Annotated in this window: 17 protein-coding genes; 7 read left to right on the top strand and 10 right to left on the bottom strand. The window is 69.2% G+C overall.

All coding sequences use genetic code 11. The features are described 5' to 3' along the window. Positions 1 to 5: 5 nt before the first annotated feature. Positions 6 to 1,340 carry a crotonyl-CoA carboxylase/reductase gene (gene ccrA / locus SM611_RS21570; protein ID WP_371951672.1) on the top strand — a complete coding sequence of 445 codons (1,335 nt, stop codon included), beginning with the start codon at positions 6 to 8 and terminating at the stop codon, positions 1,338 to 1,340. A gap of 46 nt (positions 1,341 to 1,386) precedes the next feature. Here ccrA and SM611_RS21565 read toward each other — a convergent pair whose 3' ends face one another. After that, positions 1,387 to 1,911, bottom strand: a complete 525-nt coding sequence (locus tag SM611_RS21565) for a MarR family winged helix-turn-helix transcriptional regulator (RefSeq protein WP_371951671.1) — start codon at positions 1,909 to 1,911, stop codon at positions 1,387 to 1,389. A 91-nt stretch (positions 1,912 to 2,002) separates the two neighbouring features. Here SM611_RS21565 and SM611_RS21560 point away from each other — a divergent pair, with 91 nt between their 5' ends. Both SM611_RS21560 and SM611_RS21555 read left to right on the top strand, forming a co-directional pair. Further along, complete coding sequence (locus SM611_RS21560) at positions 2,003 to 2,392, top strand: VOC family protein (RefSeq protein ID WP_371951670.1); 390 nt, start codon at positions 2,003 to 2,005, stop codon at positions 2,390 to 2,392. Then, positions 2,389 to 3,594 (top strand): MFS transporter, encoded by a 1,206-nt coding sequence (locus SM611_RS21555; RefSeq protein WP_371951669.1) that lies wholly within the window; start codon positions 2,389 to 2,391, stop codon positions 3,592 to 3,594. The genes SM611_RS21560 and SM611_RS21555 overlap by 4 nt, the downstream gene beginning before the upstream one ends. Positions 3,595 to 3,668: 74 nt before the next feature. Here SM611_RS21555 and SM611_RS21550 read toward each other — a convergent pair whose 3' ends face one another. Both SM611_RS21550 and SM611_RS21545 read right to left on the bottom strand, forming a co-directional pair. Further along, positions 3,669 to 4,070 (bottom strand): hypothetical protein, encoded by a 402-nt coding sequence (locus SM611_RS21550; RefSeq protein WP_371951668.1) that lies wholly within the window; start codon positions 4,068 to 4,070, stop codon positions 3,669 to 3,671. Continuing rightward, on the bottom strand, positions 4,067 to 4,294 hold the full coding sequence (locus tag SM611_RS21545) for a hypothetical protein (RefSeq protein ID WP_371951667.1): 228 nt from the start codon (positions 4,292 to 4,294) through the stop codon (positions 4,067 to 4,069). Before SM611_RS21545 ends, SM611_RS21550 begins: the two co-directional genes overlap by 4 nt. A gap of 147 nt (positions 4,295 to 4,441) precedes the next feature. Here SM611_RS21545 and SM611_RS21540 point away from each other — a divergent pair, with 147 nt between their 5' ends. Beyond that, entirely contained in the window at positions 4,442 to 5,266 is an 825-nt protein-coding gene (locus SM611_RS21540) for a helix-turn-helix domain-containing protein (RefSeq protein ID WP_371951666.1), read from the top strand. Beyond that, a complete protein-coding gene (locus SM611_RS21535; RefSeq protein WP_371951665.1) occupies positions 5,263 to 5,475 on the top strand; it encodes a DUF397 domain-containing protein in 213 nt (70 codons plus the stop codon). The genes SM611_RS21540 and SM611_RS21535 overlap by 4 nt, the downstream gene beginning before the upstream one ends. Positions 5,476 to 5,721: 246 nt before the next feature. Here SM611_RS21535 and SM611_RS21530 read toward each other — a convergent pair whose 3' ends face one another. From SM611_RS21530 to SM611_RS21515, 4 genes are all read right to left on the bottom strand, one after another. Continuing rightward, positions 5,722 to 6,648 carry a hypothetical protein gene (locus SM611_RS21530; protein WP_371951664.1) on the bottom strand — a complete coding sequence of 309 codons (927 nt, stop codon included), beginning with the start codon at positions 6,646 to 6,648 and terminating at the stop codon, positions 5,722 to 5,724. Between the two features lie 644 nt (positions 6,649 to 7,292). After that, positions 7,293 to 7,943 (bottom strand): class F sortase, encoded by a 651-nt coding sequence (locus SM611_RS21525; RefSeq protein WP_371951663.1) that lies wholly within the window; start codon positions 7,941 to 7,943, stop codon positions 7,293 to 7,295. 2 nt (positions 7,944 to 7,945) lie between these two features. Next, positions 7,946 to 8,644 (bottom strand): hypothetical protein, encoded by a 699-nt coding sequence (locus tag SM611_RS21520; protein WP_371951662.1) that lies wholly within the window; start codon positions 8,642 to 8,644, stop codon positions 7,946 to 7,948. 469 nt (positions 8,645 to 9,113) lie between these two features. Continuing rightward, the gene (locus SM611_RS21515) at positions 9,114 to 9,587 is read right to left on the bottom strand and encodes an Lrp/AsnC family transcriptional regulator (RefSeq protein WP_371951661.1); all 474 of its coding nucleotides are present in this window, start codon (positions 9,585 to 9,587) and stop codon (positions 9,114 to 9,116) included. Between the two features lie 123 nt (positions 9,588 to 9,710). Here SM611_RS21515 and SM611_RS21510 point away from each other — a divergent pair, with 123 nt between their 5' ends. After that, complete coding sequence (locus tag SM611_RS21510) at positions 9,711 to 10,301, top strand: LysE family translocator (RefSeq protein ID WP_371951660.1); 591 nt, start codon at positions 9,711 to 9,713, stop codon at positions 10,299 to 10,301. Between the two features lie 26 nt (positions 10,302 to 10,327). Here the strand turns inward: SM611_RS21510 and SM611_RS21505 are convergent, their stop codons facing one another. Next, on the bottom strand, positions 10,328 to 10,780 hold the full coding sequence (locus tag SM611_RS21505) for a hypothetical protein (RefSeq protein WP_371951659.1): 453 nt from the start codon (positions 10,778 to 10,780) through the stop codon (positions 10,328 to 10,330). A gap of 105 nt (positions 10,781 to 10,885) precedes the next feature. Next, positions 10,886 to 11,455, bottom strand: coding sequence for a SigE family RNA polymerase sigma factor (locus SM611_RS21500; protein ID WP_371951658.1), 570 nt, complete (start codon positions 11,453 to 11,455; stop codon positions 10,886 to 10,888). A gap of 321 nt (positions 11,456 to 11,776) precedes the next feature. Here SM611_RS21500 and SM611_RS21495 point away from each other — a divergent pair, with 321 nt between their 5' ends. Then, complete coding sequence (locus tag SM611_RS21495) at positions 11,777 to 13,051, top strand: PucR family transcriptional regulator (RefSeq protein WP_504230282.1); 1,275 nt, start codon at positions 11,777 to 11,779, stop codon at positions 13,049 to 13,051. Here the strand turns inward: SM611_RS21495 and SM611_RS21490 are convergent. After that, positions 13,032 to 13,286, bottom strand: coding sequence for a hypothetical protein (locus SM611_RS21490; protein ID WP_371951656.1), 255 nt, complete (start codon positions 13,284 to 13,286; stop codon positions 13,032 to 13,034). The genes SM611_RS21495 and SM611_RS21490 overlap by 20 nt on opposite strands. Between the last annotated feature and the right edge of the window lie 78 nt (positions 13,287 to 13,364).

Below are 13,364 nucleotides of genomic sequence, written 5' to 3'. Positions count from 1 at the left end.
CACCCATGGCCCACCCTGGCTCGTCCCACGCCCTGCTCGACGCCGTGCGCTCCGGCGCGAGCGGTCCCGAGCTGCAGGAGATCGACCTGCCGACTCGTTTCCGCGCCGCGTTCACGCGCAAGGACGAGGTCGGCATCTTCGAGGGCCAGACCGACAAGGACGTGCGCCGCTCCATGCACGTCGGCGAGGTCGAGATGCCCGAGCTGGCCCCCGACGAGTGCGTGGTCGCGGTCATGTCCGCGGCGATCAACTTCAACACCGTCTGGTCGGCGATCTTCGAGCCCGTCCCGACGTTCGCGTTCCTGGAGAAGTTCGGCCGGCAGGGGTGGTACGGCGCCCGGCACGACCTGCCGTACCACATCCTCGGCTCGGACGGCTCGGGCGTCATCGTCCGCACCGGCGCCGGCGTCAAGCACTGGAAGGTCGGCGACAAGGTCGTCCTCTCCCCGTCCTACGTGGACGAGGAGGACCACGGCTCCTATGACGACGGCATGATGTCGGAGACGCAGCTCGCCTGGGGCTTCGAGACGAACTTCGGGTCGCTCGGCGAGTACTGCATCGTCAAGGCGAACCAGCTGATCCGCAAGCCCGCGCACCTCACCTGGGAGGAGGCGGGCTCCAACACCCTGTGCGCCGCCACCGCCTACCGGATGCTCGTCGGCACGCACGGCGCCCGCATGAAGCAGGGCGACGTCGTCCTGATCTGGGGCGCGACGGGCGGGCTCGGCTCGTTCGCGACGCAGCTCGTCAAGAACGGCGGCGGCATCCCCGTCGGCGTCGTGTCGTCGGACGAGAAGGCCGACATCGTCCGGTCGCAGGGCTGCGATCACGTCATCAACCGCAACGAGCTGAACCTCGGCGAGCAGGGACTGCGGCACCCGAAGGCCGGCCGGGTCCTGGGCGAGGCGATCCGCGGCCTCACCGGCGAGGACCCGGGCATCGTGTTCGAGTACCTCGGCCGCGAGACGTTCGGCGCGTCCGTCTACGTCGCCAAGCGCGGCGGCAAGATCGTCACCTGCGGCTCGTCGACCGGCTTCAAGCACGAGTACGACAACCGCTTCCTGTGGATGCGGCTGAAGAGCATTATCGGCTCGCACGGCTTCAACTACCACGAGGCCGTCGAGGTGAACCGGCTGTTCAGCCTCGGCATGATCCACCCGACGCTGTCGAGGTCGTTCTCGCTGGACGAGGCCGGGGAGGCGACCCGCGCCGTCCAGACGAACCAGCACATCGGCAAGGTGGCCGTCCTGTGCGGCGCCGAGAAGGAGGGCCTGGGCGTGGACGACCCGGCCCTGCGCGAGAAGATCGGCGAGGAGAAGCTGAACCTCTACCGCCGCTGACGCACCCCCCGAAGGACGGGCCCGGTTCGCCGGGTCCGTCCTTCTCTCATTCTTCGTTCGCCATCGCGGCGGCGTCCGCTCCGTCGCCGAGGCCGAGCAGCAGGGTGCGCAGGAGCCCGGCGAGGGCCTCCTGCTCGCGGGGGGCGAGCGAGGCGAGGATGCGCCGCTCGTTCTCCAGGTGGGCGGCGACGGCCCGGTCGATCAGCTCGCGGCCCTCGGGGGTGAGCGCGACGACGACCGTGCGCCGGTTCGCGGGGTCGACGTCGCGGGTGACCAGGCCCTTGGCGACGAGCCGGTCGAGCCGGTTGGTGACGGCTCCCGAGGTCACCATCGACGAGCGCGCCAGCGCGCCCGCGGTCATGCCGCCGGGCGCCCCCGCGCGTCGCAGCGTGGCGAGGACGTCGAACTCGCCGCGCTCCAGCCCGAACTCGGCGAACAGCGCCTTGAGCTCGCGTTCGGCGAGCCGCGTCACCCGGGACAGGCGGCCGAGCACGCCCATCGGGGACGCGTCCAGGTCCGGGCGGGCGCGGGCCCACTGCTCCAGGACGAGGTCGACGGCGTCACGCGTCACCTGAACTCCTCAACGTTGAAGTATTTGACGTCAAGCTATCACTCGCCTAGTGTCTTCAGCGTTGAAGATTTCAATGTTGAAAGGTTAGGGCATGATGCGCGTCACGGCCATCGACCACCTGGTGCTCAACGTGCGGGACGTCGAGCGGGCACTGGACTTCTACACGGGACCGCTCGGGCTCCGGCCGGAGCGCGTCGAGGAATGGCGGGCGGGCCGGGTGGGCTTCCCGTCCGTCCGGATCAACGAGTCGACGATCATCGACCTGCTGGAGGCGCCCCGCGACGGGAACAACGTCCACCACTTCTGCCTCGCCGTCGAACCCCTGGACTGGCGGCAGGTGATCGACTCCGGCGAGTTCACCGTCCAGAAGGGCCCGGTCGACCGCTTCGGCGCCCGCGGCATGGCCCGGTCGGTCTACGTCGAGGACCCGGACGGCAACGTCATCGAGCTGCGCTGGTACCCCGAGGACGCGGAGCGATGAGCGCCGTCACCGGGCAGAGCCCGGCGCGGGCCTGGCTGGGCGTCGCCGCCATCACGGCGAGCCTCTTCGTCTTCCTCACCACGGAACTGATGCCCGTCGGCCTGCTCACCCCGCTGAGCGACAGCCTGGACATCTCCGTCGGCGTCGCCGGCCTGATGGTGACCCTCTACGGCGTCTCCGCCGGCCTCGCCGTCACGTTCATCGTGGCGTGGACACGGCGCGTCAACCGGCGCGTGCTGCTGTCCGCCCTGCTGGTGGTGCTCGCCCTGGGCAACCTGATCACGGCCATCGCGCCCAACTACCCGGCGGTGCTGGCGACGCGGCTCGTCATGGGCTTCGCGAGCGGCGTGTTCTGGGCGATCGGCGTGAGCATGGCGATGCGCCTCGTCCCGGAACGCCACGCGAGCCGGGCGGCGGCCACCGTGATGTCCGGCATCTCGATCGCCACGGTCGTCGGCGTCCCGCTCGGGACGATCCTGGAAGACCTCACCTCGTGGCGGACGACGTTCCTCATCTGGTCGGGCCTCAGCCTGGTCGTGCTGGTGGCCGTGGCCGCCGTCCTGCCGTCGCTGCCGTCCGCGAACGCCGTGTCGGTGCGGGAGGTCTTCGGGCTGCCCCGCCGCAACGCGCGGCTGCGGCTCGTCCTCATCGCCGTCGTGCTGTTCGTCCTCGGCCACTTCGGCGCCTACACGTTCGTGCGCCCGTTCCTGGAGGACACCGCGTCCGCCTCGGCCGTCTTCATCACCGTCGCACTGATGCTCTTCGGCGCCGGCGGCGCGGTCGGCAACTTCATCGCCGGCTACACGGTGAACAGGAGCCTCCGGGGCACCTTCATCGTCGGCTCCGTGGGCCTGGTGGCGTCCCTCCTCCTGCTCCTCGCGCTCGGCGGAGGCAAGACCGGCGCGGTCATCGCACTGATCCTCTGGGGCGTCGCCTTCGGCGCCGTGCAGCTTTCCCAGGTCAACATGACCCTGGACGCGGCGCCGGAGACCTTCGAGGCCGCGATGTCGCTCAACACGATGGCGTACAACACGTCCATCGCCCTGGGCGCCCTCTTCGGCGGCCTCTTCGCCGACCACGTGGGCGTCGAGAACATCGCCTGGTTCGGCGTAGTCCTGACCGGCGCCGCCCTGCTCCTCATGGCCACTGCCGGAAACACCCCCACGTCCCCAACGAACACCCACCCCGCGCCCGCCCGTTGACCTGCGGCGTGTTGTTGCTTTCCGTGCGCTCATAACAACAACACGCCGCAGGTCAACGCCCCTGATCACGGCGGTCAGGGCATCCGTCCGCCGAGCGCCCGGACGACCCACGGGACGAGCGACGCGGCGATCCCGGCACACGCCCCGTCCAGATCGGAGCACGCGGCCAACCGGTCACCCGTACTCGAAGTGAACCACCAGCCCGCCTCGTCCCCGACGGCGGTGATGCTGTCTCCGATACAGGGGACGCGCGGGTCGAACACCCGCAGCAGTATTGGCGAGTTGTCATATCGGATCTGCGCCGTCCACCCGCGCCGCCGCAAGCGCCGAGCGAGCCGGTATAGCTGACGGCGCGCCCGCCAGACGTCCAGCGGCGACGGCGCGACCGGCGGGCCGGGGAGAAGCCCTGCCAGCCGCGCCGCCTCCCTCCCAGGGGCCGTCCGGGGGTGGACGGCCCGCTCCGGTGCCGAGCTCACCGGAGGTTCCGGGCGCGAACGGCCTCCCGCAGCAGTTCGGCCCGCAGTTCGACCGGGTTGGGACGCATGACGGTCGCGTCCACTCCGGCCTTGGGGTCGATGAGCGTGGCGACGTATTCGCCGAGCCGTCCGTCCCATCTCCGCGACCGCCAGATGTGGTGGCCGGGGAAGTCCTTTCGCAGCCGATCGAGTGCGGGGTTATCGAACGCAATTATGTCTTCCATGGAAGGTCCCGTAGTCGTATTCGCCGCCCGTGAATGTGTTATAAGAATCACAGCGCGCATGACTCCTGACCAGCAAGTGTCAAGAAGAACGCGCAACCCCCCGGAAGATCAACAAAACCCGGAGCCGGGTTTCACAAGGAGCCCCCCATGGGAACGCGAAGCGAACCATACGAAGCCCCTGCAATTCAGACATTCGCCACAGAATTGACAGAATGGCGACTGCAAGCGGGCCTCACCCAGACCGCCCTCGCCGAGACCCTCGGCTACACGCCGCAGTGGATCAGTCAGATCGAATCCGCGAAGAGCATCCCGTCCAAGGAGTTCGCCGAGAACCTCGACACGTACTTCACGACGAACGGCCTGTTCAAGCGGCTGTGGAAGCGCATCATCGACACCCGCCACCAGGCCATCCTCCCGCCCGGCTTCACGGCCTACCAGGAGCGCGAGGCCGAGGCCGACCAGCTGCGGGCTTTCGAGCTGACGCTGATCCACGGCCTGCTCCAGAGCGAGAACTACATCCGCACGGTCGTCGGCCACGGCCAAGACCCGGACACCGCCGAGCAACTCGTCGCCGAACGCCTCAAGCGGCAGGAGGTCCTGACCCGGAAGGGCGCCCTGGACGCGTGGTTCACGCTCGACGAAGCGGCACTCCGTCGCGAAATCGCCGACCCCGAGATCATGTGCGAACAACTCGCGCACCTTCTGACCTTGGGCGAACGCCCGAACATCTCGATCGACATCGTCCCGCTGAGCGCGAAGTACTACCCGGGCCTCACGGGCAGCTTCAACCTCCTGAGCATTCTGGACGCCCCTGACGTCGTCTACGGGGAGATCGCGGGCCAGGGGATGCTCATCACCGAACCGAGAACCGTCGCAAGCTTCGCGGTAAGGTACAACAAGCTGCGAGGTGACGCATTGCGCGTCGAAGAATCGCGGACCCTGATCAATAGGATCATGGAGGAGTACGGATGATTCCTGCACCAGATCTGTCCGCCGCGAAGTGGCGCAAGGCGAGCCGTAGTGGTCACGAGGGCGGCAACTGCGTCGAGGTCGCAGGCGTCTCGCAGGTGGTCGCGGTCCGCGACTCCAAGGACCCGGACGGGCCGAAGCTCGCGTTCACGTCCAGCGAATGGCGCACGTTCGCCCGCCGCATCACGGCCGGCGCCCACGACCTGCCCTGACCACCGCCCGACGAGCCCCTACCTGTTTCGGGGTGGGGGCTCGCTCACGCCTGTCCATCACGGAGTCACAAGCCGTAGTCGACCTTGCAACCCCGTTGACCTGCGGCGAGTTGTTGTTATGCGAAGGCTCATAACAACAACTCGCCGCAGGTCAACGTAGTGGGCTCCAGCGGAGGTGGTTCGAGGGCCCGGGCGGGGGCTCGTCCGGCTGCTCAAGAGCGTCTTGGAGGTGGCCGGCCTGAGCGGTCAGGTCGCCGTCCGGTAAATGAAGCCCTCGATCGAGGTCACTGTCTCGGCGCGGTTGTAGCGGTGCCGCATGCAGTACCGCGTGGGGTACCAGCCCGAGCGCTCATACGCCTGCGGCAGCTTGATCGGAACGCAGCGGTCATCGATGGTGCCGTTGCGCAGTCCGTTGTACTGCGTGAGGTTCACCATCGGCTCGTAGAAGGTGACCTTGCCGTTCCAGACGCCGTAGATGAACGAGGACGTGAATCTTCCCCCATGAAATTCGGGAGCGGTTGTGTCGACGAGGTGGTTGCCCATTCCGGGCTCGACGGCGTCGGTGTCCTTGTAGTCGGGGTGCAGGTACTTCGCGGCCGGGAGAATCTTGCCCTTGCGGTAGTCATCGCAGTTGGTGAGCTGCGGGCACGGTCCGGGGCGGATCGCCAGGCGCTCCGCGTTGGGATTCACGTAGAAATGGACGTCGAAATGCGGTGTGTCCCATACGTGGGCAGGCATGTGCCCCATCGGGTTCCAGTTGGCCAGGATGTAGGTGAACGGCGAGTCGACCCTCTTCTTGAACTTCGGGCTCAACTGGAGGGATCTCTCATGCCCGCCCGTGCATTCACGGTGCTGGTCGACGGTACCGTCGCCGTTCTTGTCGTAGCACCAGATCCCGCTGGTGGGCGGCTCGTACGGAAGACCGTCGTAGGTGCTGTCCTTGGCGAGGAGCCCGATGACCAGCGGGGTCTTCCCCTTCGTCTGCGAGAACGCGGTGAGCTTCCCGTTCCCGAGGGGCGCGCTCTGCCCGTACTGGGCACACGGCCCGGGATAGGAGAGGGAACGGGCGAGCAACTCGCCGACAGCCCGCTTCGGCACCTGCACGGTCTTCTCGTTATGCGGCGCGCTCTTCGGCACCGCGCAGACCGTGACACTCGAGTCGGCGGCGCCCATGGCGGGTTCCGCGCCGAATGCGACCGGCAATCCCGCGAGCAACAGAAGCCCGGTCGCACTCCGCGTGACTATCTGCCGATTCCAGAAAGACATACCCCGCCCCGATGATCGCCATGGAAAATCGTCAGCCGAAGCTAAGAATGAGAAGTGCAGATCACCCTGTCAAGTGCACTGGCGGGGACAAGGCCCTGCCAATGAAAGACCTTTACCCGAGCTGGGCGCAGGCTGGACGGCCGCACCCCGTTGCAGCCGACTGCCCCGACCGCCGACGAGCCCCTGCCCGAACCGAGTGGTGGGCTCACCCACGCACTCGTCCCTGGGTGTTAGGTGTTCGGTCACCGAACGCCTGCCGTCGCTGACCTCCTCCGCCGAAGCGTCTGCGAGCCGCCCCCACCTGCTGCCGGGCCATGGCGGAGGTCCCGGCATGCCAGGTGAACATCGAGGTGGTCGACGCCTGTTGCGCGGCGGCGCCCGTGGCCGCGCCCAACTGGTGATCATCTAGCGGGCTGTGCGTTCGGCGAGTCGCGTCTGCGTCGGCCCGGGCGCGGGGCAGCGGGCGGTTGTCACACCGGCAGTGGGAGGTCGGGTGGACGTGAGGAACGCCCGGCGGTGCGTCCACCGGCGGGCGTTTCCCTGGTGCGGGGTCAGGAGCTGATCAGCTTGGCGTAGACGATCAGGTTGTCCTTGTAGTGGCCGATCTTCGTGTCGAAGGCGCCGCCGCAGGTCACCAGGCGCAGGGACGCGTGGTCCAGAGCCTCGCCGAACACCTTCTTGTGCGGGAAGGCGTCCTTGTCGACGTGCTGCGCCGTCTGCACGGCGAAGGTCGCGGTGGTGCCGTCCTTGCGGGCCACTGCGATCTTGTCGCCGGGCTTCAGGTCCTTCAGCCGGTAGAACACCGCCGGCTTGCCGTTGGCGTCGACGTGGCCGAGGATGACCGCCGGGCCGACCTCGCCCGGTGTGACGCCCTCGTCGTACCAGCCGGCCAGGTTCGGGTTGCTCAGCGGCGGCTCCTCGACGCGCCCGTCGGGCAGCAGCCCGATCGAGCCCACCGGGGCCGACACGCCGATCTTCGGGATGGCGATCTTCGTCGGCGGCGACTGGGACAGCGGGTGGACGCTCGACGCGGTCGCGGTCGCGCCCGTCATCTCCGTCGTCGACGGCGTGGGAGTGCCGCTGGACGCGGTGTCCCCGCCGTCGTCACCGCCGCAGCCGGTGAACAGCAGTCCGATGAGCAGCGCACCGGTCGCCGCGCCTGCGACGCGGCGACCGGCGGCCGACGCAGGAAGTTCCGGCAACGTTACGACCGCTCCCGAACCGTCCGGCGACGCAGCGCGATGGCCCCGAGGCCGGCGGCCGTCAGCGCGCCCCAGCCGGCGGCCAGCAGCCCGGCGTTCGACCCCTCGTTCCGCATGTAGGTGCTGCCGTCACCGGTGTCGATGCGACCGTTCGGGATCTTCGGCGGCTTCGGCGTCATCTGGCCCGGCGTGCCGGGCTTGGTGCCGGGCTTCTCGGGCTGGGTGCTGTACTTGACCGACCCGTAGCCCTCGCAGACGACCGTGGCGGTCGTCGGGTTCGGCAGCTTGCCGCGGAACGTCCCGGTGGCGGTCCAGGTGTTCTCCCCGGCCTTCGTCACCGGCAGCGGGTTCCGCGTGTAGCCGTTGCCGGTGATCGTCACCGACGCCGGGCACGTCACCGTGAACGTCGTCTTGTAGCCGGGCGCGACACGCAGGCTGGACAGCTTCACCTTGTCGTAGCCGAACGTGAACGTCGGCGGCGGGTTCTCGTTGCCCGGGTCCTCCCCGCCGGGGTCCTCGCCCCCGGGGTCGCCGCCGGGGTCGACCGGGACCCACCTGGGCTGCTCGTCTCCGTCCTTCAGAACGCACTTCAGCAGCTTGCCGTCCGCGTCCTTCGCGGTCTTGCCGATGTCGTCCTTCGCGCAGAACTGACCACCCACCGGAGGCGTGTCCGCGAGGGCGGGCGCCGCCATTCCGAGCATCAGTGATCCCGCAGCGATTCCCACCGCAGCCAGCCGACTTGTACGCATGACCCTTCTCCTCTGTTCGGGCTCTCCGTGTCCCGGTGGGCGCGACGTGCCGTGCGATGGCGGGGGATGTGCCGCGGGCCGGCGGCTGGCATGCAGGGCACCTGTATGACGAGCGCCGGGAACGGACGAGAATGATGAGCACGCAGCTTAGCCGGGTTCTATCGGGGTGCGAGTCAATCGGGCGCGCTCAATGGCTCGATGACCGGAGATGGTCATATGCGGAGTCCGCGTAAACCTCGTCCCGCCAATATGCGACCGCGCTATCCGCCCATGTCCGCTGATCAGCGAGGATGACGCAGGGTGAAACGGCGAGTGCGTCTGAATTGCGTTCCCGGCCGCATTTGAAGATCGTTGAAGAGCCGGTCGTCCGGGCGCGAATTTTTTGCGAGGGTGAGATGTGCCCCGTGAATTCGTGCCAGGTTCAGCGTGCTCGCGGGGCGGCCCGGGTGGGCAGTGGCCGTTCGTCCACGACGTGCTTCATCACGAGCGTGGAGTTCAGGCGCTGCACGCCGGGCAGGGCCGACAGGACGGCGTCCTCCAGCTCCTGGTAGGCGGTCAGGTCGGCGGTGACGACGCGCAGCAGGTAATCGGGGTCGCCGAACAGCCGCTGCGCCTGCACGACCTCGGGCACCCGCGCGACCGCGTCCTCGAAGCCGAGCAGCGTGTCCCGGTCCTCCTGCCGCATGGTGACGAACACGAGCGCCTGGAACGTCAGGCCGAGCGCGCCGGCGTCCACCACCGCGCGGTAGCCCCGGATGGCGCCGCTCCTCTCCAGCTCCCGCAGCCGCCGGTGGCAGGGCGAGACGCTCAACCCCACGCGCGCCGCCAGATCGGTGATCGTCAGGCGCCCGTCCACCTGGAGCTCGGCAAGGATCTTCCGGTCGACGGCGTCCACGAAGAAGATCCTTCCAATAGGCCCCGCATTGGGCGACAAACTTGGGAACACATTCCCTTTGTTTGAGAATACCCTTTCTGCGGGTGGTCGCCACTGGAAGGGGAAACCATGCCGGCAGGCTCCGTGCTCGCCTTCTGGACGGTCGCGCTCCTGCTCATCGTCATTCCGGGCCCGGACTGGGTGTTCACCATCGGCGCCGGCCTTCGCGGACGCTCCGTCGTGTCAGCCGTGAGCGGCCTGGTCGTCGGTTATGGCGCGATCACCGTCGTCGTCGCGGCGGGCGTCGGTGCCATGGTCGCCGGCTCTCCGTCGGCTCTCACCGTCCTGTCCCTGGTCGGCGGCGCTTATCTGATCTGGCAAGGTGCGTCGACTTTCGCGCATCCCGCCCCGCCCGCCGCCGAACCCGAGACCCGCACCGACTGGGCGACCTTTCTGCGCGGAATAGGCGTGAGCGGCTTCAATCCCAAGGGCCTGCTCATCTTCCTGGCGCTCCTGCCCCAATTCACCGATCCCGGCGGCAGTTGGCCCATCGCCGGTCAGATCGGCGTTCTCGGCCTTACCTTCATGGGCACCTGCGCGGTCTGGTACCTCGGCCTGGGCATCCTCGCCCGGACCGTCCTGGACGGTGCTCCCGGCACGACGAGGCTGGTCGGCCGCCTGGCGGGCGTCGCCATGATCGCCCTGGGCGCGTACCTGGTCCTGGACCGCCTCTGATCCACGGGGCGGATTGATCTACTCACTCACGGTAAGCGCTTGAACACGCAGGGGGTAGGTGGTCGGAGGAACACGGACCTCGTCGGGTCCCCTGCCTCATGGAGGAGACAATGAAGATCTCGAATCCGCTGCGTTCGGCGGCGGTGACCGCCGCGAGCCTGGTCATGGCCGCCGGGCTGGCCGCGTTCGCTCCCGCGACGTCCGCGAGCGCGGCGGAAACGACCGCGGTTCGGACGGCCGCGGTCCAGACGGCGGAGCAGACGGCGGCGGGTCACCGCTGCTGGAGGGGCTGGTACTGGAACCACCACCTCCGCAAGTGCGTTCGCATCCACCACCACCACGGCCATCACGGCCATCACGGCCATCACGGCCATCACGGCCATCACGGCCATCACGGTCATCACGGCCATCACGGTCACCACGGGCATCACGGTCACCACGGCCAGCACCACGGTCACCTCGGGCACCTCGGCCAGCACCGCGGCCCCCAGAGGTAGCGAGCGTTGGGCGGCATCCGGCCGCCCGCGTCCAGGCAACGTCAGGGCCGCCACCCCGAGGTCGGGGTGGCGGCCCGATGCGCGGGGTCAGCGGTGGGTGAAGACCGGGGTCCAGGCGCCGGCCTTGTCGGAGCGCTGGTACCCCGTGAGCGGGGTGATCTTGCCCGTCAGCGTGACCAGCAGGAGCCGGTTGCGGAACTCGCCCTTGCCCCTGCACTTCGCGACGTTGCAGCCGAGGGCGAACAGCCGGCCGTCGTCGGCCCACGCCAGGGCCTGCTGGATCGGCAGGACCGTGACCTTCTCGCCATGCTCGCTCGGCCGGCTCCGGCGCGCCAGGGCGTTCCGGACGGTCAGCTTCAGGTCGACCGCGGACGTGGCGTCGGGGCCGGCCCCGTCGGGCAGGACGGCGGCCTGCGTCTCGCGCCGCCGCCGCGTCACCCGCGAGGTGCTGATCTGCTGGCGGTACATCGTGCGCCGCACGTACGGCTCGGGGTTGTCGACGCTCTTCCAGCGAGCGGCCGTCTTGGTGAGCGCGGCCTGCAGGAGGTCCTCGGCCGCATGCTGGTCGCCTCCCGCGAGCAGGTACGCGAGGCGCATCAGCGCGACCGATCTCGTCTCCACGAACTCCCGGAAATGTCGCTCTTCCGCGGCATCCATCGTCACCTCCGAATTGCTGTCCCCCTTCAGACGCTTCCGGCCCGTCCCGGCTATGCCTGCGCGGACCGGCTTTCCCGGCACGGGCGCGCCCGGTGAGCAATTCCGGACGCTCCGTGAGGCTCCTGACACCCCGGTGGGGTTTCGGAGTTCCCGGTTGTGCCGATTCTTTGACATTCGGTCGGCCGAAGCTGGTCGAAAGTCGACCTAGACTTTGCGCCCGGGCACGCGACGGGTCATGATTTGCCCCACACTGGTCCCATAAGTAAGTAATTACCCCCTGTGTACGGCGCGCAACGCTGGGGGACGAGCAGGGGAGGTTCCGTGGCGAACGACGGTTCGACCACCAACGGGCGCCCATGGGCTGATCTGCCCAGGGAACTGGCAGATCACATGCGACCCCACCTCGACGAGGTGGCGGACGACATGATCCAGGAGATCCAGACGCGCGTCAGGGAGTACGACCGGCCCGGGGACGGCTCCTATTCGGGGACCCTGCGGCTCGCCGTCGAGCGCGTGCTCCACTACTTCGTGGACCGGGTGGCCGACCCCGCGCACGACCCCGCCCCCGTCACCGACTTCTTCCGCGCCATCGGCCGCGGCGAGGCCGGCGAGGGCCGCAGCCTCGACGCCATGCAGACCGCGATGCGGGTCGGCGGCATGGTCGCGTGGCGCCGGATGACCGAGGGCGCCGAGGCGCTCCAGGTGTCGCCGCGCACGCTCGGCGCCGTCGGCGAGGTCCTGATGCAGTTCCAGGACGAGCTCGCGCACGCCGCCGCCGAAGGGTTCTCCCAGGCCAAGGCGGCCGTCGCGGGCGAGATGCAGCGCCGCCGCAAGCGCCTGCTGGACCTGCTGTTCGCCGACCCGCCCGCCGCGCAGGAGGCCATCGCCGACCTCGCCGCCGCCGCGCATTGGCCCGTCCCCCGGACCGTCGCCGCCGTCGCGCTCGGCCGCCACCAGGACAGCCGGCAGCCCGCGTTCCCCCCGGACGTCCTCGCCGACCTGACCCGGCGCACCCCCAGCCTGATCATCCCCGACCCGGACGGCCCCGGCCGCGCGAAGCTCGTCGACCGCGCCCTGGCCGGCACGCTCGCCGTCGTCGGCCCGACGGTGCCGCTGATGGAGGCGGCGCGCTCCATCCAGTGGGCGCGCAAGACGCTGTCGCTCGTCCAGCGCGGCGTGATCGAGGCCGAGAGCGGCGTGATCCGGAGCGTGGAGCACATGTCCACGCTGATCCTGTTCCAGGACGAGGGGCTCATCACCTCGCTCGCGGACCTGCGCCTCGCCCCACTCGCGCACCTGCGGCCGAGCCAGCAGGACCGGCTCGCCGAGACGCTGCTCGCGTGGCTCCAGTCGGGCCGCAACGCCAACGAGGTCGCGATGCGGCTGCACGTCCACCCGCAGACCGTCCGGTACCGGCTGCGCCAGCTGGAGGAGCTGTTCGGCGACCAGCTGCTCGACCCGGACCTGCGCTTCGACCTGGAGATCGTGCTGCGCGCCCGCGCGCTGCTGGCCGACAACGCGGGCGAGCGGATCATCCCGCCGTCCCGGGAGGCGGTCGGCGACTCAGGCGAGGTCGTCAGCTTCCGCCGCGGCTGACCCGGCGGGCCTGGTCGCGGCGGGACGAGCGGAGCCGTTCGGCGGTGGCGACGCGTTCGGCGAGCCTGGTCTGCGCGTCGCAGAGCAGCCACAGCTCGCCCTCGTCCGCCGCGACGATCTCCCCGAGGCAGCCGTTGAGGAGCTGGTAGTCCGAGAGCTGGGTGATCCGGGTGGCCCGCAGGCCCTTGTCCGAGCGCTCGCTGTGCCACCCGGGCATGCACATGATCACCGACATCGTGCGGGGCTCCCTCGGTCGGCCTATGGTAGGTCTACCGTAGGACTGCCGAGCATCGCCCACAACGCGTTCGGCGGA

Source organism: Actinomadura monticuli, from assembly GCF_041463655.1.
Taxonomy (GTDB): Bacteria; Actinomycetota; Actinomycetes; order Streptosporangiales; family Streptosporangiaceae; genus Spirillospora; species Spirillospora monticuli.
Note: the sequence above shows the minus strand (reverse complement) of the source record. Positions and strands in the feature narration are given on the sequence as shown.